The organism is Saccharothrix sp. NRRL B-16314 (assembly GCF_000716595.1).
Taxonomy (GTDB): domain Bacteria; phylum Actinomycetota; class Actinomycetes; order Mycobacteriales; family Pseudonocardiaceae; genus Actinosynnema.
The window spans coordinates 14,711-38,940 of sequence record NZ_JNXC01000030.1 but is presented as its reverse complement, the minus strand read 5'-3'; the positions used below and the strand labels follow the sequence as shown (position 1 = coordinate 38,940).

Below are 24,230 nucleotides of genomic sequence, written 5' to 3'. Positions count from 1 at the left end.
AGGGTCACGGCGACCACAACCGGTGCGACGGTGCGACGGTGTGGCGCGGTGCGGGCAGACCGGTGCGGCGGCAGCGCAGGCAGGGCGGCGGCGCGGTTCGGGCAGGGCAGCGATGGGGCAGGCCGGTGCCGCGCGGCCGCACGGCGCAGGCAGGGCAGCGGTGCGGGCAGACCGGTGCGGCGGCAGCGCAGGCAGGACGGCGGTGCCGGCAGGGCAGCGATGGGGCAGGCCGGTGCGGCGCGGCCGCACGGCGCAGGCAGGGCAGCGGTGCGGGCAGGCAGTGCGGTGCGGCGCGGCGGGCAGACCGGCGCAGGCAGGGCTGCGGCGCAGGCGGTGCGGCGGTGCGGCGCGGGCAGGGCGGTGCTGCGGCGGCGGTGCGGGCAGGGCGGTGCGGTGCGGTGGGCGGTGCGGTGGGCAGGGCGGCGCGGCGGTGAAGGGGGTGGGACCCGTCAGGTGGTGATGGTGGCGGCCACGATGCAGGTGTCGTCCAGAGGGGTGGCGGGGACCAGGCGTGAGGTGAGGGCTTCCGGCATCTCCTCCGGGTCCAGGTCCGCGATGAAGCCGGTGATCTCCTCCATCAGGCGTTCCAGGTCGTCACCCTTGGCACCGGCGGAGGGGCGTCGTTCGATGAGGCCGTCGGTGAACATCAGCACCGTGTCGCCGGGTGCGAGGAGCGTGCGCGCCGTCGCGTACACCGCTCCCGGCATGGCTCCCAGGATGGTGCCCGCGGGCCGGTCCAGCCGGTGCACCTCGTGCGACCGCAGCAACAGCGGCGTGGGGTGGCCGGCTTGCGCCCACGACAGCCTGCGGGTGGTCGGCTCGAACCTGCTGACGATCGCCGAGGCCAGCGTGATGCCCTCACCGCCGGTCAGCATGCGGTTCAGCACGTCGAGGACACCGGACGGGTCGGGGTTGGTGAGCGCGGCGCCCGTGAGCGCGTACCGCAGCTTCGCCATCGCCGCCGCGGTCGCCAGGCCGTGGCCCGCGACGTCGCCGATGGCGAGCAGCGTGCTGCCGTCGTCGATCGGGAACGCGTGGTACCAGTCGCCGCCGACCTCCGCCCACTTCTCGGCCGCCAGGTAGCGCACCGCGACCCGCATCCCCGGCAGCTCCAGCGGCCGGCTCGGCAGCGGCAGTACGGCGGAGCGGAGGTGGTTCGCCACCTGGTGCTCCTTGGCGAACTGCTCGCTCAGGTCGAACATCCGCTCTTCCGCCCGCCGCGTATCGGTCACGTCCTGGAGCACGACGTCCAACCTGACCGGCCGGCCCTGGACGTCCAGCACGGGTTCGCCGATGAACCGGCCGCACCGGACCTGGTCGCCGGCCAGCAGGTGCAGTTCCGAGTCGGTGCGCTCGCCCTGCTCCAGCATCCGCCGCACGGCGTTCTGGAGGATCGGCAGGTCCTCGGGGACGACGGCCGCCCGGATCTCGTCCAGCGACATGGGGCCGAGTGCCGGGTCCCGGTCGAAGATCACGTAGAGCTGGTCGGACCAGCCGATCTCGTTGGTCATCAGGTTCCACTCGCCCCAGCCGATGTTGCCGAGGCGCTGGACGTTGCGCAGCCGGTCCAGCTGCAACGGGTCCTCGTGCTCGTACCAGGCCAGGATCAGCCCGTCGCCGAACTTGCCGATGGTCAGCGTGTACCGGCCGTGCTGCGGCAGCCCGGGGGCGTTCTCCCAGTAGTCGAACGTGTCCAGCACCTCCCGCACCCCCGTGCGGAGCACCCGGTGGTACGCCTCCCACAGCTCGGTCCCGGCGACCGTCGGGTAGCTGGTGAGGATGGTCCGCCCCACCAGCTGCCGGTACCGGCGGCCGGTGAAGTCGACCGCGTCGGGGCTGGCGGCCTCGAACCGGAAGTCCACCACGTCACCGTCCGGGCCGTGCACGGCGCCGAGCAACGCCACCGAACCGGGCAGCACGTCGAGCATGTGCTGCACCCACAGCGTCCAGTTGCGGCCCTGACCCGCGCCTCCGGTGCTCAGCACCGCCAGGAGCGTCGAGCCCGCCGCGCTCGTCAGCACCTCCAGCTCCCACTGCTCCTCGGCCGAGAACTCGTGGCGGTCGGTCCACAGCAGTCCGATGACGCCGGCGGTGCGGGTCCGGTCGCGGAACGGGAGCCAGGCGCGCGACTGCCACACCGTCTCGGGGTCGCCGATCAGGACGTACCGCCGACGGGCCTCCGCCAGGTCGGGGAGCCACTGGGGCAGGCCGCTCCGGCCCGCGGCGACGACGCCCGTCTCCAGTCGCGACGGCACCCGTTCCCACTCCAACCGCACCTTGGCGGGCACGTTCGCGGCGGCTTCCAGCCGAATCCCGCCGTCGGGTTCCAGCAGGTAGAACAGCACGCCGTCGCAGCCGACGTGCTCGCGGACGAGGTCGGCCAGCTCCTCGGGGTCGGCTGCCGTGCCGATCGCCGCGAGGGCCACGGGCTGCGGCGTGCGTTCACCCATCGGTGCCGGTGACGGCTTCGGGATGTCCGGTCGCGGCACGTCGCGGACAGGGTCGAGGGCACCGTCGGCGGACGCGGGGCGCGGGCCCGGTGGCAGGGGTGGCGGCGGCACCCCGAGCACGCCCGCCGCGATCACGACCAGGTCGCTGCCCGTGGCCTGGGTCAGCCGCACCATGTCCTCGAACGCCTCGTCGGGCCGGCACGACAGCCGTTCGGCGAGCACCCCTTTGGCCTGCTCGACCACGGCCTGTCGGCGCGCGGCGGCGCGCAGCCGGTCGATCTCGTCACGCTGCCGGGCGACGAGATCGGCCAGCGCCGAGCCGGTCGGATCCCGCTGGGCTGCCATCGCGTCCCAGCATGGACCGCCTGCCCATCCTCGGCCAGCCGAAGGCCGTCGTTCCGCCGCGACACCGGTCAGGCCACCTGCGCCGCACGACGCGCGGCCGGTCGCACGGTCCACAGTGGAGCATGATCGACCACTCCCCTCGACCGACTTGCCGGCTCCCCGGTCCGACCCCCACCCCTGGACATGCCGGGGTCGACGGGTTAGCGTCTGCCACCGATGTTTACGCAAACATCCCGCGCGGACACGCACCACCGCCACGTGCTCGACAGGAGTTGAGGATGACGTCCATCCCGGTGCCGGTCGAGGCTCCGCCGGCGCCACCGGCACCGGCACGCCGTGTCCGCCGTCGGCGTCCCGAGCGGAAGGGCTGGCTGTTCGTCGCCCCGTTCCTGGTGGTGTTCGCCCTGGTCTTCCTGGCTCCGATCGCCTACGCGGTGTGGTTGAGCCTGTTCCGCGAGCAGGTGTTCTTCGGCGGCACGGAGTTCGTCGGGCTCGACAACTACGCCGCCGTCCTCGGTGACGCGAAGTTCTGGGAGTCGTTCCTCCGGGTCCTGGTGTTCCTGGTGGTCCAGGTGCCGGTCATGTTGCTGCTCGCGCTGGTGGCGGCGCTGGCCATCGACAGCGCCCGGCTGCACGCGTCCGGCTTCTTCCGGGTCGTGATCTTCCTGCCGTACGCCGTACCGGGTGTCGTCGCGGCCCTGATGTGGGGCTTCATCTACGGCGACAACTTCGGGCTGGCCGCCGACCTGAACGACCTGCTCGGCAGGCAGGCCGTCGCGCCGCTGTCGGCCGACTGGATCCTCCCCTCGATCGGCAACGTCGTGACCTGGGAGTTCGTCGGCTACAACATGCTGATCTTCTACTCGGCGCTGAAGGTCGTCCCGGGTGACCTGTACGAGGCGGCGGCCATCGACGGCGCGGGGACGATGCGGACGATCCTGAGCGTCAAGCTGCCCGCGATCCGCGGCGCGGTGGTGATCGCGACGATCTTCTCGATCATCGGCAGCTTCCAGCTGTTCAACGAGCCGAACATCCTGCGGACCCTGGCGCCCAACGTGATCAGCACCTTCTACACGCCGAACATGTACGCCTACAACCTGTCCTTCGCCGGTCAGCAGTACGACTACTCGGCCACCGTGGCGATCGTCATGGGCGTCATCACCGCGATCATCGCCTACGTCGTGCAGCTGCGCGGCTCGCGGAAGGGTGTGTGAGCACCGTGCGGACACCGCCATCGCCCTTCCTGCGGCCTCGCAAGTCCGTCGTGCTGACGATCCTCATGTCGCTGTTCCTGGTCTACACGCTGGTCCCGCTGGCCTGGCTGTTGATCAGCGCGACGAAGACGCAGCCGGCGCTGTTCGGCACACCGGGCCTCGCGTTCGGCGACTCGTTCGCGCTGTTCGACAACATCGCCGAGACGTTCACCCACGACGGCGGGATCTTCCTGCGCTGGCTGGGCAACACGCTGCTGTACGTGGTGGTCGGCGCGGGTGGCGCGACCGTTCTCGCGACGGCCGCCGGCTACGGCCTGGCCAAGTACCGGTTCCCCGGCCGGCGGGCGGTGTTCGCCGTGCTGCTGGGCGCCATCGCGATCCCCGGCACCGCGCTGGCCGTGCCGACGTTCCTGATGTTCAGCGAGCTGGGGCTGACCAACACCCCGTGGGCGATCATCATCCCGTCGCTGATCAGCCCGTTCGGCCTGTACCTGGTGTGGGTGTACGCCGTCGAGGCGGTGCCGGACGAGGTGATCGAGGCGGCCCGGATCGACGGCGCGGGCGAGGTGCGGATCTTCCTCACGGTGACGTTGCGGCTGCTCCTGCCGGGTGTCGTGACCGTCGCGCTGTTCGCCGTGGTGTCCACCTGGAACAACTACTTCCTGCCGCTGATCATGCTCAGCGAGCCGGACTGGTACCCGCTGACCGTCGGCCTCAACCAGTGGAGCGCCCAGGCCTCGGGCGTCGGCGCGCAGCCGATCTACCACCTCGTGATCACCGGGTCGGTGCTCACCATCATCCCGCTCGTCGCCGCATTCCTCCTGCTCCAGCGCTTCTGGCAGTCGGGGCTGAGCGCGGGAAGCGTCAAGCAGTAGTCGGAACACCGTCGCGAGAGGACAGTCACCAATGTCACCCACCAAGCACCGCGCGAGGGCGGCCGTCACCGTGGCGGGCCTGCTCGTCGCCGCGCTCGCGGCCTGCTCCCCGGGGTCCGACAACGCCACCCCGGGCGGTGCCACCGGTACCCCCGACGCGGTCGACGCCGCGCTGAAGGCGGGCGGCGAGCTCACCTACTGGAGCTGGACGCCGTCGGCCAAGGCTCAGGTGGAGGCGTTCCAGCGGGAATTCCCGAACGTCAAGGTCAACTACGTCAACGCGGGCACCAACAACGACCACTACACCAAGCTCCAGAACGCCGTGAAGGCCGGCTCCGGCGCGCCGGACGTCGCCCAGGTCGAGTACCAGGCGCTGCCGCAGTTCGCGCTCACCGGCGCCCTGGTCGACCTCGGCCAGTACGGCTTCAACGACTTCGAGAAGGACTACACGAAGTCCACCTGGGGTTCGGTGAAGGTCGCCGGCGGCCTGTACGGCCTGCCGCAGGACTCGGGCCCGATGGCGCTGTTCTACAACAAGCAGGTGTTCGACCAGCACGGCATCGCGGTGCCCAAGACGTGGGACGAGTACGTCGCCGCCGCCGAGAAGCTGCACGCTGCGGACCCGACCAAGTACATCACCTCCGACACCGGTGACGCGGGCTTCACCACCAGCATGATCTGGCAGGCGGGCGGCAAGCCGTTCACCACCGACGGGAAGTCCGTCAGGATCGACCTCCAGGACGCGGGCACCAGGAAGTTCACCGCGATGTGGAGCCCGCTGGTGGAGAAGAAGCTGCTCTCGTCCATCAAGGGCTGGTCGGACGAGTGGTACAAGGCGCTGGGTGACGGCACCATCTCCACGCTGCTCGCCGGTGCGTGGATGCCGGGCGTGCTGGAGTCGTCGGTGCCGGGCGGCGCGGGCAAGTGGGCCGTGGCGCCGCTGCCCACCTACGACGGCAAGCCGGTCACCGCCGAGAACGGCGGCGGCGGGCAGTCGGTGCTCAAGCAGAGCGCCAACCCGGCGTTGGCCGCGGGCTTCGTCCGCTGGCTCAACCACGACAACGGCGTCAAGCCGTTCCTGGAGAGCGGCGGCTTCCCCGCCACCACCGCGGACCTCGACTCGGCCGCGTTCAAGGACAAGGCGTCGGCGTACTTCGGCGGGCAGCAGGTCAACCAGGTCCTGACCGCGTCGGCGGGCCAGGTCGCGGCCGGCTGGAGCTACCTGCCGTACCAGCTCTACGCCAACAGCATCTTCGGTGACACGGTCGGCAAGTCGTACCTGAACTCGTCGCACCTCGACCCGGGCCTGACCGACTGGCAGAAGTCGCTGGCCGACTACGGCAGCCAGCAGGGTTTCACCGTCACCACGAGCTGACCGACCCGGGACGGCCGGCGCCTGCCGGGGTGCCGGCCGTCCCGCCCTTCCGGAACGGGCTCGCCCACGACACAGCAGACCGGTCGGATCGCGGCCCCGGCAAGGGGTCCGCACGACCTCCCCGAAAGGAACGACCATCTCCGCGACGCCCCGCGCCCTGCCCTGGTCGGCGTTCCAGCCGCGCACCTCCGGAGGTCCCCGTGCCTGACTTCACCATCGGCGAGCACGACTTCCTGCTCGACGGCGAGCCGTTCCGCGTCCTGTCCGGCGCGCTGCACTACTTCCGGGTGCACCCGGACCTCTGGGCGGACCGGATCGACAAGGCCAGGCGGATGGGCCTGAACACCATCGAGACGTACGTGCCCTGGAACGCCCACGCACCCACCCCGGACGTGTTCGACCTGTCCGGCGGGCTGGACCTGGACCGCTTCCTGCGGCTGGTCGGCGAGGCCGGGATGAAGGCCGTCGTGCGGCCCGGCCCCTTCATCTGTGCGGAGTGGGACAACGGTGGTCTGCCCGCCTGGCTGTTCCGCGACCCCGACGTGGGCGTCCGACGGGCCGAACCCCGTTACCTGGCGGCGGTCCGCGACTACCTCGAACGCGTGTACGCCGTCGTCGAGCCCCTGCAGGTGCAGCACGGCGGGCCGGTGATCCTCGTGCAGATCGAGAACGAGTACGGCGCTTTCGGCTCCGACAAGGCGTACCTCGAAGCCCTGGTGGAGTACACCAAGGCGGCGGGGATCACCGTTCCGCTGACCACCGTCGACCAGCCGACCGACGAGATGCTCACCGCGGGCAGCCTCGACGGCCTGCACCTGACGGCGTCGTTCGGCTCGCGCAGTGCCGAGCGCCTGGCCACGCTGCGCGAGCACCAGCCGACCGGGCCGTTGATGTGCTCGGAGTTCTGGAACGGCTGGTTCGACTACTGGGGCTCGCACCACCACACCACGTCCGCCGACGACGCCGCGGCGGAGCTCGACGCGCTGCTGTCGGCGGGCGCGTCGGTGAACCTGTACATGTTCCACGGCGGGACGAACTTCGGGCTCACCAACGGCGCCAACGACAAGGGCGTCTACCGGCCCACCATCACCTCGTACGACTACGACGCGCCGTTGGACGAGGCGGGCAACCCCACGGCCAAGTACCACGCGTTCCGCGAGGTGATCGCCCGGTACCACGACGTGCCGGACGCCCCGCCGCCCGCCGCACGGCCCGCGCCGGAGTTCACCGTGCCGCTGGATCACCACGTCCCGCTGCTCGACGAGCCGGAGCGGTGGGGCGCTTGGCAGCACCACAGCGCGCTGCCGACGTTCGACGAACTCACGCCCACGCCGCAGATCGCCTTGCTGCGCACGTGGATCGACCACGCGGGACCGGCCGTGCTGCGCTTCGGCGAGGTACGCGACCGCGCGTCGGTGTTCCTCAACGGCCAGTCGGTCGGGGTCCTGCTCCGTGAGCACCACCAGCGAGCGCTCGGGTTCCACAAGGCCGTCGGTGAACTCGTGGTGCTCGTGGAGGACCGAGGACGGGTCAACTACGGTCCGCGCATCGGCGAGCCCAAGGGCGTCATCGGCGGCGCAACCCTGGACGGCGAACCCCTGCGCGGCTGGGACGTCCTGCCGCTCGACCTGGGAGCGCTGTCCGGGCCGTGGCACGCCGACAGCATGCCGTTCGGCGGCCGGGTCGGCGGTCCGGTCCTCGTCCGCGGCGGGTTCACCCTGGACGGACCGGCCGACCTCCACCTGGACACCGGGGACTGGGGCAACGGAGTCGTGTGGGTCAACGGTTTCTGCCTGGGCCGCTACTCGTCGCTGGGCCCGCAGCGGACGCTGTACGTGCCCGGCCCGGCCGTCCGCGCGGGTGCCAACGAGGTGGTCGTGTTCGAGACGGGCGTGATGACCTCGCCGGTGGCCCGGTTCGTGCCCGGTCCCCTGCTCGGCCACACCGAGATGTGAAGCGGTCCGCGTTGCTACCGCCCGACGGCCCGCAGGCGAAGCGTCCGTCGCGTGCGCAGCGCCAGGAGTTGGACGGCGACCGCCACCACGGTGCCCAGCACGAACGCGGCGGCGCCGATCGGGCGGACGAGGACGGAGACCGACAAGCAGAACGCCGAGAAGCCGAGCAAGCCGACGAGCGTGCCCGACAGGACTCGCGCGGTGACCACGGGGCCGTGCTGGGCGTGGACGAAGGCCGCCACGACGCTCGTCGCGATGGGGAACGGCGCCAGCAAGCCGGTCCACTGCGGACCGAGCGCGCTGGACGCCGTCGTCACGCCGAGCACCAGGACACCGGTCACGACCGCGCGTCCCGGCAGGTCCCAGAGCGGCGGCCGGCGTCGGTCGACGTCGCCCGGGAGTTCCGGCTCGACCTTCGGCATGAAGACCATCGCGACCGCGGTGGCGGTGAGCGTGACCAGGAGTGCCACGGGTGCCGTGACGCGGACGAACGACAGCGCGGCGTCCACTGCGAGAACGGCGGCCCAGCTCGTGGTCACCGTGGCGAGCCAGCCGAGACGACGGGCCGCGCACGAGAACACCACCGCGAACGCGGCGAGCGACGCGAGTCCGAACAGGGACGAGACGGCCGCGCCGCCGGCGAAGTCCGCGCCGTGCTGGAGGTAGGAGATGAACAGGATCGGACCGGCGACGATCGGGAGTGCCACGAGGATCCCGGCCACGTCGGCGCCCCACCGTCGCCCGGCCAGCGTCGACGCCACGACCAGCAGTGGCGCCAGGAACAGCTTCAGCAGCAGTACGTCCACTTGCGGTCAGTCTGCCAGACGCCCGCGCTCACCTGCGCCCGATCACGCCCGCCCGCGTCGTGTGCACCGCACCTGCTCGTCGGACGTCCAGCGGCGACCGGCCGCTCCCGCTTCCTCCACGACCTCGTCGGCGACCTCCTGCTCGCGGCGGTAGGAGAACGCGATGTCGTCACCGTCCTGCGCGAGCCGGGCCGGCCGGACGGTGGAGTCGACCACGACCACCACCTTTCGACGACGAATCGGGCACACCCCGCCCAACTCACGAGTCCGGGTTGGGCACACGACACCGACTCGGTGGATCACCCCTCCACCGCTACACCCTTCCCAGCTGTCGCCGCAGATCAGTCCATCGCTGCGGCACCCACGAGTGCCCCGGGTCGACCGAGCAGGCGATGACGGAACCCATCGCGCGCAGTTCGCCACCGCAGCCCCGCACGACGCACCCACCGATGGCCGCCGACCGCCCCGGCCTCGGCGCGGCCACCTTGTGCCCGGCCAGGACCAGCTCCGCGACCTCGTCGGCGAAGTCGTCCGCGGCGTCGTGCGCCAGCAGCCAGTCGACATGCCGGACGAGGAACCCGACCACCGCGTCGATCCGGCCCGGTGGCGGGGTCACGCGCAGCTCCTCCACCACCAGGCGAGCCCACGAGGCGAGCATGGCGAAGGCCCGACTGCGCACGTCAGCGGCATCGTGGTTGAACGGGATGCCGGGGTACGCGGTGGTGCGCACCTTCTCACCGTGACCGCTCGGCCTCGACAGGACGTGCAGCAGGTCCCGGTGCGACCGCGCCACGCCGACCAGGTCGCGGACCACCTGGTCGCGGCTCGGCCGGGCCACCACCGGACCGCTGCCGGTCGGTCGCGGCCGACCGGCGTCCCCAGCGAAGCCCGATGGTGGCGCACCCGGATTCGGCACCCTCGACCCGGCGCCGCGCGGGGCCGGCAACTCGGTGGGCGGCCGAGGGAGCCCGTAGCGGCGGGGCCACGGCTTCCGGCCCGCCGCCGCCTCGGTGTAGTACGTCCACAGGTCGGTCAGGATCTTCAGCATCAGCGGGCCGTCGACCACCGAGTTGTGCGTCAGCAACGTCATCGACCACGTCTCGGCGTCGTGGTGCACCACGTGGACCACGCCGACCTGCCCGTCCAGCGGCGGCATCCCGGCCAACCGGTCATCGCTGTACCCCCAGCACCGGGAGAAGTGGAACTCGCTGCTCGACCCCTCGACGAGCAGCGGTTGTCCCTCCTCGTCCCGGTCGACTCGGCTCGACAGCACCGAGTGCGCCGCCCCCAGCGCACTCACCGCCGCCGACAGCGCTTCCACGTCCAACGGGTTCGAGGCGCGGACCGCTCGGCCGCTGTACCTGCCGTTCATGGCGTGGCACGCCTCGCTCCCGTCGAGCAGGCACGTCAACTCCGACATCAGGGACCCCCCCTGGTTCGAATTGCCCGGCACTTCGGATTGCCGCGTTCAGGATCTGCCGCCCACCCGCGTGCCCGAACAAACACAATTTCCCGTTCGAATGGAATACGACCGGCCGCGACCGGCGCGGCGAAACACTGGATACCCCCTTCCCACCAGGGCCTTCATCCGAGGCGTACAGCGTAAGTTGCCCTCGTTCACTATGCACTTACGATGTACGTCTGTCAACGGCCGTGTCGAACGACTACGCCGGACAAGCCACTTCGGACGCGTCGGGCCGGTGTCGACGACTTATCCGGCAGTCCATCCACCGCATTGAGCACGCACATACGTGAATTGCGCGTCCAATGCTCCGCCGACGTGCGATGGGGGAACCGTGACCGATACCGGCGGAGGTAGCCAAAGGTCGCCGACTGACCGGCGAGCGGCCGACTCCGGCACCACCAGACTGCCGCGGGGCAGGCGTTTCCGCGCCCCGGCCGACAATGCGCACGAGATCGACCGGCCCATCACCCTGGTGCACAGTGAACCCCCTGATGAAGAAATCAGCGGACCGCGCCAGTGCTCCACTCGACGCACTCGGACCCCAAGCCGAAGCGCACCGACGCAGGCTCCGGTGACGCCGGTCGAATCGATGATCGATTCGGTTCCCGCGGTATCGGCTACCGTCGCACCGGAAACCCAAGGGTATACATCCAGCGCCAATCGCACTGGATTTTCAGCAGTTTCTCAGGTTCGTGCGATCACCATGGAGGGTTGCCCCCAGCGTGGCGGGCGGGGCGTCCCGGCCGATGGCGACCCGTCGCGGGCTCCACGCCGGTGGCTCGGCGGCGACCTGGTTGAGTACCCGCTCATGACAGGTGACGACGCGGTGGTCGAGTTCTACTGGCGGCCCGGCTGCCCCTACTGCCTCGCGCTGCGCGGGCCGCTGCGGCGCAGCGGGCTTCCGCTGCGGGAGGTCAACATCTGGGACGACCCGGAGGCCGCGGCGCGGGTGCGTTCGGTCGCGGACGGCAACGAGACCGTGCCGACGGTGTTCGTCGGCACGCACGCCATGGTCAACCCCGGCATGGACGAAGTGCTGGCGGCCGTTCGCGAGCACTCCCCCGGCCTGACGCCCACCGAGCCGAGGACGCCGCGGTGGCAACCGGCGGCGGCGTCGCTCGGGTTCGCCCTGCTGTGGGTGCTGCTCGTGGTCCGGATGCCCGCGACCACCTTCCACGTCGCGCCGGCGCTGGCCGCCGCCGCGGCTCCGCTCACCCACCGGTGGCTCACCGGCGCGCCGGTCCCGTCCCGACCGGCCGCAGTGTCGGCCGTGACGGGCCTGGTGATCACGCTGGCGACCACGGCCGTGTTGACGTGGCAGGGCATGCTCGGCGGACCCGGCGTCGCCGGGGGTGGCGCGCCGATCGCGGAAACCGTGCTGCTGGCCGTCGCGGGCGCGGTGCTCGGTTGGCGATTGGCCGGACGCCGCAAGTGACGCCGCGAGTCACGTGTTGCCGGCGACCAGGGGTTCCAGCGCCGCCTCGACCTCGGGGTGCAGGCGGCGCAGGACGCCCAGGGTGGTGGAGTCGGCGAACAGCGCGAGGTCGACGCCGTCCGTGCGGGTCAGCACTTCACTGCGGTTGCCGTCCACCAGCGACCGGTGCGCGGGGTCGGTCAGGCGGCGCACCACCGTGTAGGGCAGGGGTTCCAGCCGGACCGGTGACTTGAACTCGGCGACCAGCCGGTGGGAGGCGACCTCGAACTGCATCGGCCCGACCGCGGCGAACACCGGCGCGGCTTCACCGCGGCGCAGGGAGCGCAGGATCTGCACGACGCCCTCGGACTCCAGCTGCTCGATGCCCTTGCGGAACTGCTTGGAGCGGCTCAGGTCCGCCGGGCGGGCGACCGCGAAGTGGGCCGGCGCGAAGCTGGGCAGCCCGGGGAACCGCACCGCGGGCTTGTCGGTGTAGAGCGTGTCGCCGACGCGCAGCGCGGTGGCGTTGACCAGGCCGATGACGTCACCGGGGTACGCGGTGTCCAAAGTGGAGCGTTGCTGGCCGAAGACCTGCTGGACGTACTTGGTGGCGAACGGTTTCCCGGTGGTCGCGTTGGTGACCACCATGCCCCGTTCGAACACTCCGGAGCAGACGCGGGCGAAGGCGACCTGGTCGCGGTGGGACGGGTCCATACCGGTCTGGACCTTGAACACGAACGCCGAGAACGGCGCGTCCAGCTCGCGCGGTTTCGCCTGCGCGTCCGCGCGCGGCGTCGGCTCCGGTGCGAGTTCGACGAGCAGGTCGAGCAGGTGCTTCACGCCGAAGTTGAGCACCGCGGACCCGAACAGCACCGGGGTGGCGGTGGCGTCGAGGAAGCGGGCGAGGTCGAAGTCGCCGTCCGAGGCGGACAGCAGGTCGGCCTCCTCGACCGCGCGGACCCAGTCCGCGCCCTCCTCGGCCTCCGCCTGTGCGGCGCTGAGGCGTTCCTGGCCCGCGGCCGTGGCGCCGCCGGCGGTGCGCGCGTAGCGGATGAACTGCCCGTCACGGCGGTCCAGCACACCGCGGAAGTGGCCCGCCTCGCCGACGGGCCAGGTCAGCGGCATGGGCTGCAACCCGATCCGCTCGACCAGCTCGTCGCACAGCGCCAGCGCCTCACGGCCGGGGCGGTCCCACTTGTTGATGAACGTGATCACCGGGATGCCGCGGTGGCGGCACACGTCGAACAGCTTCAGCGTCTGCGGCTCCAGGCCCTTGGCGGCGTCCAGCAGCATCACCGCCGAGTCCACGGCCGCGAGCACCCGGTAGGTGTCCTCGGAGAAGTCGGAGTGACCGGGCGTGTCGAGGAGGTTGACCACCGCGTCGCCGTAGGAGAACTGCAGCGCCGCCGAGGTGATGGAGATCCCACGGGCCTTCTCCATCTCCATCCAGTCCGAGACCACGCCGCGCCGACCGGCCTTGCCGTGCACCGCGCCCGCCTCGGAGATCACCTGGGCGTGCAGCGCCAGCGCCTCGGTCAACGTCGACTTGCCCGCGTCCGGGTGGCTGATCACGGCGAACGTGCGCCGCCGCCCAGCCTCCCGCAGCACATCGGCGGACGAGGCGGTCACCGGGTGCGCGGTGGTCATGCGTGATCTCCTGAGCTCAATCGGATACCCACTGAAGTCTACCCTCACGTTACTGTAGTCTGGACGGATCGTTCGACGTCGGAAGGGGTCCGGTGGGCGGTCACATGCAGATCGGCGAGGTGGCCGAACAGACGGGCCTGTCGCTGCGCACGATCCGCTACTACGAGGAAGTCGGCCTGGTGGTGCCCAGTGCGCGCAGCCAGGGCGGGTTCCGGCTCTACACCCAGCCCGACGTGGACCGCCTCGGGGTGGTCAAGCGCATGAAGCCGCTGGGGTTCCAGCTCGAGGAGATGCGCGAGCTGCTGACCATCCTCGACGCCCTCAGCGCGGCCGAGGACACCGACCGGGCCGAGCACCTGGACCGGCTGGCCGGGTTCCACACCGCCGCCGAGCAACGCTGCGAGGAACTGCGGGCCCAGCTGCGCATCGCCGAGGACTTCGCCGGCACCCTGCGCGCCCACCTGCCGGTCGCCTGACCATCCCACCCGACAGGGTGCTCGATTTCACCCGCCACCCCACTCTCACGTAGCGTGAGGGTGTGACCATGGCTCGAACCTCCGCTCCTCCGCCGCCCCTCGCCCCCGACGCACTCCGCGTCACCGCCCTCGGCGGGCTCGGTGAGATCGGCCGCAACATGACCGTGTTCGAGCACGACGGCAAGCTCCTCGTCGTCGACTGCGGGGTCCTCTTCCCCGAAGAGCACCAACCCGGCGTCGACGTCATCCTCCCGGACTGGACGAGCCTGCGGGACCGCCTCGCCGACATCGTCGCCGTGGTGCTGACCCACGGCCACGAGGACCACATCGGCGGCGTTCCCTACCTGCTCCGCGAACGCGCCGACATCCCCATCATCGGCTCCCGCCTCACCCTGAGCCTGCTCCGGGCGAAGCTGGTCGAGCACCGCATCACCCCCGTCACCGTCGAGGTCGCCGAAGGCCAGGAGCTGACGCGCGGACCGTTCGACCTGGAGTTCCTCGCCGTCAACCACTCCATCCCCGACGGCCTGGCCATCGCCATCCGCACCGCCGCCGGACTCGTCCTGCACACCGGCGACTTCAAGATGGACCAGTTCCCCCTCGACGGGCGCATCACCGACCTGCGCGGCTTCGCCCGCCTCGGCGAGGAGGGCGTCGACCTGTTCCTGGTCGACTCCACCAACGCCGACGTCCCCGGCTTCACCACCGCCGAACGCGACCTCGCGCCCGCCATCGACGAGGTCTTCCGGACCACGCCCCGCCGCGTCATCGTCTCCAGCTTCGCCAGCCACGTCCACCGCATCCAGCAGGTCCTCGACGCCGCGCACACCCACGGCCGCAAGGTCGCCTTCGTCGGCCGCTCCATGGTCCGCAACATGGCCGTGGCGACCGAGTTGGGCTACCTGAAGGTGCCGGCGGGGCTCGTCGTGGACATCAAGCGCATGGACCGCATGCCCGTCAACCAGGTCACCCTGGTCTGCACCGGGTCGCAGGGCGAACCCATGGCCGCGCTGTCGCGGATGGCCAGCGGCGACCACTCGATCCAGGTCGAGGAGGGCGACACCGTCCTGCTCGCCAGCTCCCTGATCCCCGGCAACGAGAACGCCATCTACCGCGTGATCAACGGCCTCACGGACCTCGGCGCGAAGGTCGTCCACAAGGGCAACGCCAAGGTCCACGTCTCGGGCCACGCCAGCGCCGGCGAACTCGTGTACTGCTACAACATCGTCCAGCCCGCCAACGTCCTGCCCGTGCACGGCGAGGCACGTCACCTGCGCGCCAACGCCGAGCTCGCCGTCCGCACCGGCGTCGACCGGGCCCGCGTGCCGATCGCCGCCAACGGCGACGTCATCGACCTCCAGGACGGACGCGTCACGGTCACCGGCAAGGTCGAGGTCCACAACGTCTACGTCGACGGGCAGACCGTCGGCGGCGTCACCGAGGCCTCCCTCGCCCAACGCCGCACCCTCGGCGAGGAGGGCGTCATCACCGTCGTCGCCCTCATCGACACCGACACCGGCCACCTCACCGAACCGCCCGACTACATCGCCCACGGCTTCGAGCACGACGGCAGCACCTTCACGCCCGCCACCGCCGCGATCGAGAAGTCCCTGGCCGGCGCGGCCGAACGCGGCGTCAAGGACATCGAAGAACTCGAACGACTCATCGGGCGCGAGGTCCAGATGTGGGCCCAGCGCACCTACCGCCGCCGCCCCGTCGTCATCCCGGTGGTCGTCGAGGCGTAGCGCGGCAGGCGCAGGGGGCAGGCGCAGGACGGCCGGCGCAGGGCGGGCGTGGGGCGGTGGGCGCAGGGCGGTAGGGCGAGGCAGTCGGGTCCGCACGGAGAGCTTGGTCACGGTCGGCCCGCCCGACCGGGATCTACTGTCACGTCAGGGTAGAGTTCGTCGCGGTTGCGCCGGAGAAGCCGCTTCCCGTCACGGAACTTCCCGCCGCAGCACAGCGCGTCGGGCACGCCCTTGCCCACCCACGCGAGTCGTACCCTGCCTGCTCGCGCACAAGTCCCGAGGTGTTGATTGTCCTCGTCCGAGGCGCCCGCACGCCCCACCCCGCTCTCGAGGATTCGCGACACCTGGTTCGCCAACCCGCGCGCCGACCTGCTCTCCGGCCTGGTCGTCGCCCTGGCGCTGATCCCCGAGGCGCTGTCGTTCTCGATCATCGCGGGCGTCGACCCCAAGGTCGGCCTCTACGCCTCGTTCACCATCGCGATCATCATCGCCTTCTCCGGCGGGCGCCCCGGCATGATCTCCGCCGCCACCGGCGCGATGGCCCTGGTCATGGTGCCGCTGGTGCGCGATCACGGTGTGGAGTACCTGTTCGCCGCCACCGTCCTGACCGGTGCGTTCCAGATCCTGTTCGGGCTGATCGGCGTGCACAAGCTGATGCGCTTCGTGCCGCGCACGGTCATGGTCGGCTTCGTCAACGCACTGGCCATCCTGCTGTTCACCGCGCAGATCCCGCACATCACCGCCGGCGGCCTGCCCGTGGTCGGCCTGGCCGTGCTCGGACTGGTGATCATCTACCTGCTGCCGCGGCTCATCAAGGTGATCCCCTCGCCGCTGGTCGCGATCGTGGTGATCACCTCGCTGACGGTGTTCCTGGACATCTCCGTGCCGACCGTCGGCGACATGGGCGACCTGCCCGACGCGCTGCCGTTCTTCGGCCTGCCGGTGGTCCCGTTCACCGTGGAGACGTTGACGATCATCGCGCCGTACGCGCTGACGCTGGCCGTCGTCGGCCTGGTCGAGTCCCTGCTGACCGCGCAGCTGCTCGACGACCTCACCGACACCGGTTCCCGGAAGGGCGTCGAGGTCCGCGGCCAGGGCATCGCGAACATCGCCACCGGCTTCCTCGGCGGCATGGCGGGCTGCGCGATGATCGGCCAGTCCATCATCAACATCAAGTCCGGCGGGCGCACCCGGCTGTCCACCCTGGCCGCGGGCGTGTTCCTGCTGATCCTGGTCTTCGCGCTCGGTCCGGTCGTCTCGCTGATCCCGATGGCCGCCCTCGTCGCGGTGATGGTCTTCGTGTCGGTCAGCACGTTCGACTGGTCCAGCATCAAGCCGAAGTCGCTGCGCCACGCCCCCCGCAGCGAGACCGCGGTCATGGTCGTGACCGTCGGCACCGTGGTGGCCACCCACAACCTCGCCCTCGGCGTCGTCGCCGGCGCCCTGCTCGCCGCGATCTTCTTCGCGCGCCGCGTCGCCCACCTGGTCGACGTCTCCAGTGTCCTGGACCCCGACGGCGCGATCCGCGTCTACGCCGTCACGGGTGAGCTGTTCTTCGCGTCCACCAACGAGTTGATGCACGCCTTCGACTACACCGACACCGTCGCCAAGGTCGTGATCGACCTGTCCGACGCGCACGTCTGGGACAGCTCGGCGGTCGCCACGCTCGACGCCGTCACCGCGAAGTTCGCCTCACGCGGGATCGAGGCCGAGATCGTCGGTCTCAACCCGCACAGCGAACGGCTCCACAGCAGGCTCACCGGGCAGCTCACCGGTTCGCACTGAGAGGTGCGGTGCCGACGGTCGGACGTGATTGATCAACGACCCGACGCTGGTGCCAAGATGTCCGCATGGCGAACACCCGACCGCTCACCTACACGCGGATTGCCGAAGTCCTGACCGACCTCGGCATGATCACCGAGGACAAGGCCCGCAGCGTCCTGGCCGAGGCCTCCTCATACGCGACCGAGCCGCTCGAGCGCAGCCCCGAAGTCGCCAGTTCGCTCGAATCCTTCGCCGTGGCCGTGCGCATCCACTCCGACGACGTCGACTTCGCCGACGAGCACTACGACTGGCTCCTGAACGAGGCCGCGACCCTCACCGACGGCAAGGTCACCGTCTCCGAGTACCGCTTCGAGAAGGACGACCCGGACGACGACGAGTGCGGGCTGGGGACGATGCACTTCTCGTGCAACGGCAAGCCGTTCTCCTTCGACGTCCAGCAGGAGTCGAACGACTACCTCGACATGGGAGCCGCGCGGCACGCCATCGAAGCGCTCAGCCCCGACGACGACCCCCGGGCCTTCCGCTGCGTCCAGCAGCAGGGCTCAGCCCACGACGACGACTTCATGGTCCTGGCCACCGCCGAGCAGCGTGAAGGCCTCAACCGGGAGCTGGGCATCACCTTCGCGCCCGCGTTGGGCTGACGCCTCTCCTCTGCCGGGGTGGGGGTTCTCAGGGCAGCGATACGCCGACCACCAGTCCCCCGTCCCGGCGAGGAACGGCGTCGACGGAACCGCCGTGGGCGCGGGCGATGGAGTGGACGATCGACAGCCCGAGGCCCACACCCCGGTTCGCCGCCACGCGTTCCCGGCGCAACTGCACGAACGGCTCGAACAGCAGCGGGACCTTGTCCTCCGGCACGTGCGGACCGGTGTTGGCCACCTCCAGCGCGGGCGACCCGCCCACCCTGACCCAGATCGCGCCGCCGTCGTTGTACTTGACCGCGTTGTCGACCAGGTTGCGCACCAGCTGTTCGAGCAGGACCGGATCGCTGCGCACCACTCGTGGTTCCAGGGTCGTGTGCACGGTGACCGCCGCGTCGGCGAAGGCCTGACGGCACGCCCTGACCACCCGCGCCACGACGTGGTCCAGCCGGATGTCCTCCGGGTGCTCCAGGCCCTGGTCGCTGCTCGCCAGCACCAGCAGGCCCTCGATCAGCGCTTCGCTGCGCGCGTTCATCACCAGCAGCCGCTCGCCCAGCTCGCGCAGGGACGCGCCGTCACCCGGACGCCCCATCGCCACTTCCACCAGCGTCCGTTGCGTGGCCAGCGGGGTGCGCAGCTCGTGCGAGGCGTTGGCCACGAACCGGCGTTGGCTGTCGAAGGACTTCTCCAGCCGGGACAGCATCTGGTCGAACGTGTCGGCCAGCTCCGTCAGCTCGTCCCTCGGACCGCTGAGGCGGATGCGCTGGTGCAGGTTGTCGGCGCCGAGCCTGCGCGCGGTGGCGACCACCTGGTGCACGGGCCGCAGCATGCCCGCGGCGGCCAGTCGTCCGAGCAGCAGCGCGACCACGGCCGAACCCACCAGTGCGATGCCCGACTGCACCAGCAGGGTTCGCAGCACGTCGGCGCGGTACTGGGCGATGTTCATCTCGCTCACCTGGGCCTGCGAGCCCGAGGGGTCGTCCGGCACGAGCTGCGGTTCGCCGATCGCCGGCAGGGTCGCGGTGGTGGGCACGCTGTTCGGTGCGCTGTTGGGCACCGGCAGCGCCGAACGCACCAGCAGGTAGTTCACGCCGAGCAGCAACGCGCCGCTGACCAGCAGCATGGCGCCGATGAGCAGCGACAGCCGGGTGCGGAACGCCGGCCGCCAGCGGCTCAGTCGGCCAACTGGTACCCCACCCCCGGCACCGTCCGGATCGCCGCCGGCGGCCCGAGCTTCTTGCGCAGCGTCATCATCGTCACCCGCACCGCGTTGGTGAACGGGTCCACGTGTTCGTCCCATGCCTGCTCCAGGAGCTCCTCGGCGCTGACGACGGCGCCGTCCGCGCGCATCAGCACTTCCAGGACCGCGAACTCCTTGCGGGACAGGTGGATGAACCTGTCTTCGCGGAGCACTTGGTGCCGTGGCACGTTCATCTCGATGCCGGCCCACCTCAGGACGGGCGGCAGGGCCGGGCGGGCGCGCCGGCCCAACGCCTGCACCCGGGCCACCAGCTCGGCGAGCGCGAACGGTTTGGTCAGGTAGTCGTCGGCGCCGAGGCCAAGGCCGTGCACGCGCTCCATCACGTTGCGGGCCGCGGTCAGCATGATCACCCTCGTGTCGCTGTGGCCGGCGATGATCGTGCGGCACACCTCGTCGCCGTGGACGGTGGGCAGGTCGCGGTCGAGGACCACGACGTCGTAGCTGGTCAAGGCCACCCGCTCGGTCGCGGCGGCGCCGTCGAAGCACACGTCGACCGCCATCGCCTGCTGCCTCAGGCCCTCGGCGATCGCCTCGGCGAGCATCACCTCGTCCTCCACCACCAGAACTCGCATGCGGCTCATTGTGCTCAGGGGGCCATAAGCAGGCCATAAGGACGACCCTTACGGCCCACAGATAGCCCGATCGGTAGAACTGCGGACATCGCCCATTCACACCGGGGAGACCACCGATGAATGCTCGAATGGCCCTATTCCCAGTTGTCGCCGCCTTCGCATTGCTGGTCGGGGGTTGCTCGGCGGACAGCCCGCGGCCGGAGGTCGCCTCGGTGTCCACGCCGGCCTCCACGAGCCCCGGCCAGGCGCCGCCGGGTGGCCAGGGGCAGGACGAGTTCACCAAGTGCATGCTGGACAACGGCGTCGACCTCAACGCCGGTGGCACGCCCGACGACGAGGGTGGTGACGGCACCTCGCAGGGCACTTCGTCGCCCGCCGACCAGCAGACGCAACAGGAGGCGCTGGCGAAGTGCCGTGAATTCCTGCCGGATGGCGGAGCGCCGAAACCGTTGGGTGAGGAAGCGCTGCAACAGGCGCGCGAGTTCGCGAAGTGCATGCGTGACAAGGGGGTCGAGTACCCCGATCCGGACCCGAATGCGCTCGGCGGTGAAGGGGTCACCCCGATTCCCGGCGGAATCGACGTGAACGACCCGGCGACGCGCGAGATGATGGCCGACTGCTCACGGCAGACCGGTGGGGTCGTGCCAGGGGGTTCGCGGTGACGGACGCGGTGTCACACGATCGGGACGTTGCGGCACGGGCGGAGCCACCTGACGGGCCGGCGGAGGCCTGGCACGACGAGCCGAACGAGCCGCGTGCACCGGGCGGGTCGGGCACACCGGGCGGGGCGGGTACGCCGGCCGGGTCGACCCAGTCGGGCGAGCCGACCCAGTCGGGCAAGCCGAGTGCATCGGGCACATCGGGCGGTTCGGGCGCCCCGAAGCCGACGACCGGATCGGGGTCCGGCGTCGACGCGGTGCCTGGTCGGTACTCCCCCGCCGGCCAGGCACCCGCAAACCGGACGCCCGTTGGGCAGCTGCCCAACGGGCAGGCAGGCGGCGGGCACGCGGCCGGCGAGCAAGCGGCCAACCGGCAAGCGGCCAGTGGGCAGGCAGCTGGCGGGCAAGCGGCCGGTCGGCAGGCAGCCGGCGAGCAAGCAGCCGGCGAGCACTCGGTCCGCGAAAAGGCAGCTGGCGGGCAGGCAGCCGGTGGGCAAGCGGGCGGCGGGCACGCGGTCCGCGAAAAGGCAGCCGGCGAGCCGGAAGGTGGCGAGCCGGAATCCGGGCCGGGTGGGCGCGCACCAAAGGGGCCTGGCGTCGCGAGGCGGAAGCGCCGGCGGCGGTGGGTGGTGGTCGGGGTGGTGGTCGGGGTTGTCGCTACCGGTGGGGTTGTGGTGGTCACGCGGATGGCTGCGGAGACCGCTGCTCCCCCGCCGGCCGCCAGTCGGCCGCCCGCCACGGCCAAGGTGGTCCGCACCGACCTGGTGGATCGCATCCGGGTCGACGGCGAGTCCGGCCACGGCGCCGCTTCCGCCCTGTCCGGCCGCAAGTCCGGCACGATCACCTGGCTGCCCGAACCCGGCAAGCGCATCGACCGCGGCCAGACGCTGTACGCCGTCAACGCGATCCCCGTCCCGCTGCTCCTCGGCACCACCCCCCACTACCGCGAGCTGAAGCAGGGCGTGCCGGCCGGCCAGGACGTCAAGGAGCTGCAGGAGAACCTCGCCGCCCTCGGCCACACCGACTTCGGCACGCCTGACGGCAAGTTCGGCCCGGCCACCACCCGCGCGCTCAAGAAGTGGCAGAAGGCGACCGGGCTCGAACCCAGCGGTGCCTTGGCCGTCGGTGACGTGGTGGTGCTCCCGGCCGCCGTACGGGTGGACAGCCTCACCGCCCAACCGGGCGGTCCGGGTGACGGTGAGCTGATGAAGGTCACCGGCACCGGACGGCTGATCCAGGTGGAGCTCGCCGAGTCCCGCCGCGCGTACGCGCCCGTCGGGGCGAAGGTCGACGTCGTGCTGCCCGACAAGCGCACGGTCCCCGGCGTGGTGAAGACCGTCGAGGGCAAGCCGGACGGCGACGACCTGCTCCTGACCATCGGCCTGGACGACCCCGAAGCCGCGCCCGAGTCGGGTCGCGTGCGCGTCGTCCTCCACGGCGAACAACGGCAGCAGGTGCTGGCGGTGCCGGTGCAGGCGCTGGTGGCGCTCGTCGAAGGCGGCTACGCGGTCGAGGCCGTGGAGGGGCGCCGGCTCGTTCCGGTCACCTTGGGCATGTTCGCCGACGGCAGGGTCGAGGTGTCGGGTCCGGGGTTGACCGACGGCCTCGAGGTGGTGACGACGTCATGACGTCCGTGCTGGAGCTGGACCGGGTGTCGAAGACCTACCCCGGCGGCGTCACGGCCCTGCGCGACGCGTCGGTCCGCGTCGGCGAAGGCGAGATGGTCGCGATCATCGGACCTTCCGGTTCGGGCAAGTCGACCATGCTGCACCTGATGGGCACGCTGGACCGCCCGAGCTCGGGCCGCGTGCTGGTCAACGGCCACGACGTCGGCACCGTGCCGGACCGGCGGCTGTCGGCGCTGCGCGCCTGGTGGATCGGCTTCGTGTTCCAGCAGTTCCACCTGGTCGACGGGCTGACCGCGCGGGAGAACGTGCTGGCCGCGCAGGTCTACCGCGGTGTGTCGCGGCGCGAGCGCGGTCGACGGGCGGACGAGTCGCTGGCCCGCGTCGGGCTCGCCCACCGCTCGGACCACCTGCCGTCGGAGCTGTCGGGCGGTGAGAAGCAGCGCGTGGCGATCGCGCGGGCGGTGGTGAACCGGCCGTTGATCGTGCTGGCGGACGAGCCGACCGGGAACCTCGACTCGGCGTCGGGCGGCGAGGTGCTGTCCCTGCTGCACGAGCTCAACGGCGAGGGCACGACGATCGTCCTGATCACGCACGACCAGTCGGTGGCGGCGGCGTTGCCCCGGCGGGTCGAGGTGCTGGACGGCGCCGTGCGGCTGGACACGGGGTGGCGGTCGTGACCGGACCCCGACTGCCCCGCCCCACCCGGCTCGCCGCACGCGACGTGGCCGTGCTGAGCGTCGTCGGGCTCCGCGCCCGGATGGCCCGCACGGTCCTCGCGGCGCTGGGCATCGCCATCGGCATCGCCGCCCTGGTCGCGGTGGTCGGCATCCCGGCGTCGAACCAGGAGGCTCTGCGCGCGCAGATCGCGGCGCTCGGGCCGAACCTGCTCACCGTCGCACCGGGCAGCGACCTGTTCGGCGCGGACAAGGCCAAGCTGCCGCCCGAGTCCGTCGCGATGATCAGGCGCATCGGGCCGGTGGAGGCGGTCAGCGCCACCGGTGTCACGAAGGCGTCGGTGCGGCGCAGCGACCTGGTGCCGGCCGAGGAGACCGGTGGCATCCGGGTCGCGGCGAGCCGGCTCGACCTGCTCGACGTGGTGCACGCACGGGTGCGCGAGGGTGATTTCCTCACCTCCGCCGACGACCGCTACCCGGTGGTGGTGCTCGGCGACCGCGCGGCGCACCTGCTCGGCGTGGCGCTGCCGGCGGACCGGCCGGCTCCGCTGGTGTGGATCGACGACCGCCAGTTCGTGGTGGTCGGCGTGCTCGACCCGGTGCCGCTCGCGCCGGAGATCGACAGCTCGGCGCTGGTCGGGTGGCCGGCCGCCGAGGCGTTCCTCGGGTTCGACGGGACGCCGGGCCTGATCTACGTGCGGGCCGCCGACCACGCGATCGAGGCCGTGAAGTCGGTCCTCGGCCGCACGGTGAACCCGGCCCGGCCGAACGAGGTGCTGGTCAGCAGGCCGTCGGACGCCCTGGCCGCGCAGCGGATCACCGAGAAGGCGTACTCGGCGCTGTTCCTCGGGCTGGGCGGGATCGCGCTGCTGGTCGGCGGCATCGGGGTGGCGAACACGATGGTGATCTCGGTGCTCGAACGGCGGCGGGAGATCGGTCTCCGCCGGGCGCTCGGCGCGAGCAGGCGGCAGGTGTGCGTGCAGTTCCTCGCCGAGTCGGTGGTGCTCGCGGGTCTCGGCGGCGGGCTCGGCGTGCTGCTGGGCACCGCCGTCACGGCCGGGTACGCGGTGACGCAGGGCTGGCCCGCCGTGCTGCCCGTGCCGGTGCTGCTGGGCGGGGTGGGTGCGGCGGTGGTGATCGGCGTGCTCGCCGGGCTGTACCCGGCGGTCCGCGCGGCACGCATGGCGCCGACTACGGCGCTGGCGGACGCGTAAAAGCGGTCCCGGCGGACGACTCGTCGCCC

At 71.3% G+C, this 24,230-nt stretch carries 21 protein-coding genes; 14 read left to right on the top strand and 7 right to left on the bottom strand.

Annotated features, from left to right (window positions below; all coding sequences use genetic code 11):
* Positions 1-38: 38 nt before the first annotated feature.
* Positions 39-434: a hypothetical protein gene (locus OQ02_RS44305; protein WP_156077425.1), complete on the top strand. Its 396-nt coding sequence runs from the start codon at positions 39-41 to the stop codon at positions 432-434.
* 15 nt (positions 435-449) lie between these two features.
* Here the strand turns inward: OQ02_RS44305 and OQ02_RS31320 are convergent, their stop codons facing one another.
* Entirely contained in the window at positions 450-2,795 is a 2,346-nt protein-coding gene (locus OQ02_RS31320; protein ID WP_033442244.1) for a SpoIIE family protein phosphatase, read from the bottom strand.
* A 278-nt stretch (positions 2,796-3,073) separates the two neighbouring features.
* On the opposite strand from OQ02_RS31320, the gene OQ02_RS31315 reads away from it, so the two are divergent.
* The 4 genes from OQ02_RS31315 to OQ02_RS31300 all read left to right on the top strand — a co-directional run bounded on the left by OQ02_RS31315 (position 3,074) and on the right by OQ02_RS31300 (position 8,214).
* A complete protein-coding gene (locus OQ02_RS31315; RefSeq protein WP_081916068.1) occupies positions 3,074-4,009 on the top strand; it encodes a carbohydrate ABC transporter permease in 936 nt (311 codons plus the stop codon).
* Positions 4,010-4,074: 65 nt separating this feature from the next.
* On the top strand, positions 4,075-4,884 hold the full coding sequence (locus OQ02_RS31310) for a carbohydrate ABC transporter permease (RefSeq protein ID WP_051773038.1): 810 nt from the start codon (positions 4,075-4,077) through the stop codon (positions 4,882-4,884).
* Positions 4,885-4,915: 31 nt separating this feature from the next.
* Positions 4,916-6,259, top strand: coding sequence for an ABC transporter substrate-binding protein (locus OQ02_RS31305; RefSeq protein ID WP_051773017.1), 1,344 nt, complete (start codon positions 4,916-4,918; stop codon positions 6,257-6,259).
* Between the two features lie 200 nt (positions 6,260-6,459).
* Positions 6,460-8,214 carry a glycoside hydrolase family 35 protein gene (locus OQ02_RS31300; protein WP_033442243.1) on the top strand — a complete coding sequence of 585 codons (1,755 nt, stop codon included), beginning with the start codon at positions 6,460-6,462 and terminating at the stop codon, positions 8,212-8,214.
* Positions 8,215-8,228: 14 nt separating this feature from the next.
* On the opposite strand, the gene OQ02_RS31295 is transcribed toward OQ02_RS31300, so the two are convergent.
* The 3 genes from OQ02_RS31295 to OQ02_RS42955 all read right to left on the bottom strand — a co-directional run bounded on the left by OQ02_RS31295 (position 8,229) and on the right by OQ02_RS42955 (position 10,440).
* Positions 8,229-9,020: a hypothetical protein gene (locus OQ02_RS31295; RefSeq protein WP_197043581.1), complete on the bottom strand. Its 792-nt coding sequence runs from the start codon at positions 9,018-9,020 to the stop codon at positions 8,229-8,231.
* Positions 9,021-9,062: 42 nt separating this feature from the next.
* Positions 9,063-9,236: a hypothetical protein gene (locus OQ02_RS31290; protein WP_156077424.1), complete on the bottom strand. Its 174-nt coding sequence runs from the start codon at positions 9,234-9,236 to the stop codon at positions 9,063-9,065.
* A gap of 97 nt (positions 9,237-9,333) precedes the next feature.
* Entirely contained in the window at positions 9,334-10,440 is a 1,107-nt protein-coding gene (locus OQ02_RS42955; RefSeq protein ID WP_051773016.1) for a hypothetical protein, read from the bottom strand.
* Positions 10,441-11,293: 853 nt separating this feature from the next.
* Between OQ02_RS42955 and OQ02_RS47005 the strand changes: the two genes are divergently transcribed.
* Positions 11,294-11,920, top strand: coding sequence for a glutaredoxin domain-containing protein (locus tag OQ02_RS47005; protein WP_033442241.1), 627 nt, complete (start codon positions 11,294-11,296; stop codon positions 11,918-11,920).
* 9 nt (positions 11,921-11,929) lie between these two features.
* Here OQ02_RS47005 and OQ02_RS31275 read toward each other — a convergent pair whose 3' ends face one another.
* The gene (locus OQ02_RS31275; RefSeq protein ID WP_033442240.1) at positions 11,930-13,546 is read right to left on the bottom strand and encodes a peptide chain release factor 3; all 1,617 of its coding nucleotides are present in this window, start codon (positions 13,544-13,546) and stop codon (positions 11,930-11,932) included.
* Between the two features lie 104 nt (positions 13,547-13,650).
* On the opposite strand from OQ02_RS31275, the gene OQ02_RS31270 reads away from it, so the two are divergent.
* The 4 genes from OQ02_RS31270 to OQ02_RS31255 all read left to right on the top strand — a co-directional run bounded on the left by OQ02_RS31270 (position 13,651) and on the right by OQ02_RS31255 (position 18,193).
* On the top strand, positions 13,651-14,022 hold the full coding sequence (locus tag OQ02_RS31270; protein ID WP_081916067.1) for a MerR family transcriptional regulator: 372 nt from the start codon (positions 13,651-13,653) through the stop codon (positions 14,020-14,022).
* Between the two features lie 68 nt (positions 14,023-14,090).
* Positions 14,091-15,767 (top strand): ribonuclease J, encoded by a 1,677-nt coding sequence (locus OQ02_RS31265; protein ID WP_033442296.1) that lies wholly within the window; start codon positions 14,091-14,093, stop codon positions 15,765-15,767.
* Between the two features lie 288 nt (positions 15,768-16,055).
* Positions 16,056-17,552, top strand: a complete 1,497-nt coding sequence (locus OQ02_RS31260; RefSeq protein ID WP_033442238.1) for a SulP family inorganic anion transporter — start codon at positions 16,056-16,058, stop codon at positions 17,550-17,552.
* A 65-nt stretch (positions 17,553-17,617) separates the two neighbouring features.
* The gene (locus OQ02_RS31255) at positions 17,618-18,193 is read left to right on the top strand and encodes a hypothetical protein (protein ID WP_051773015.1); all 576 of its coding nucleotides are present in this window, start codon (positions 17,618-17,620) and stop codon (positions 18,191-18,193) included.
* Between the two features lie 28 nt (positions 18,194-18,221).
* On the opposite strand, the gene OQ02_RS31250 is transcribed toward OQ02_RS31255, so the two are convergent.
* Together OQ02_RS31250 and OQ02_RS31245 are read right to left on the bottom strand one after the other, a co-directional pair.
* Positions 18,222-19,316 carry a sensor histidine kinase gene (locus OQ02_RS31250; protein WP_051773014.1) on the bottom strand — a complete coding sequence of 365 codons (1,095 nt, stop codon included), beginning with the start codon at positions 19,314-19,316 and terminating at the stop codon, positions 18,222-18,224.
* A gap of 50 nt (positions 19,317-19,366) precedes the next feature.
* Positions 19,367-20,026 (bottom strand): response regulator transcription factor, encoded by a 660-nt coding sequence (locus OQ02_RS31245; protein ID WP_033442237.1) that lies wholly within the window; start codon positions 20,024-20,026, stop codon positions 19,367-19,369.
* A gap of 212 nt (positions 20,027-20,238) precedes the next feature.
* On the opposite strand from OQ02_RS31245, the gene OQ02_RS41490 reads away from it, so the two are divergent.
* The 4 genes from OQ02_RS41490 to OQ02_RS31225 all read left to right on the top strand — a co-directional run bounded on the left by OQ02_RS41490 (position 20,239) and on the right by OQ02_RS31225 (position 24,201).
* The gene (locus OQ02_RS41490) at positions 20,239-20,688 is read left to right on the top strand and encodes a hypothetical protein (protein WP_156077423.1); all 450 of its coding nucleotides are present in this window, start codon (positions 20,239-20,241) and stop codon (positions 20,686-20,688) included.
* Between the two features lie 683 nt (positions 20,689-21,371).
* A complete protein-coding gene (locus OQ02_RS31235; protein ID WP_231500309.1) occupies positions 21,372-22,313 on the top strand; it encodes a peptidoglycan-binding protein in 942 nt (313 codons plus the stop codon).
* Positions 22,310-22,990: an ABC transporter ATP-binding protein gene (locus OQ02_RS31230; protein ID WP_033442235.1), complete on the top strand. Its 681-nt coding sequence runs from the start codon at positions 22,310-22,312 to the stop codon at positions 22,988-22,990. Before OQ02_RS31235 ends, OQ02_RS31230 begins: the two co-directional genes overlap by 4 nt.
* The gene (locus tag OQ02_RS31225; RefSeq protein ID WP_033442292.1) at positions 22,987-24,201 is read left to right on the top strand and encodes an ABC transporter permease; all 1,215 of its coding nucleotides are present in this window, start codon (positions 22,987-22,989) and stop codon (positions 24,199-24,201) included. Before OQ02_RS31230 ends, OQ02_RS31225 begins: the two co-directional genes overlap by 4 nt.
* Positions 24,202-24,230: the final 29 nt, after the last annotated feature.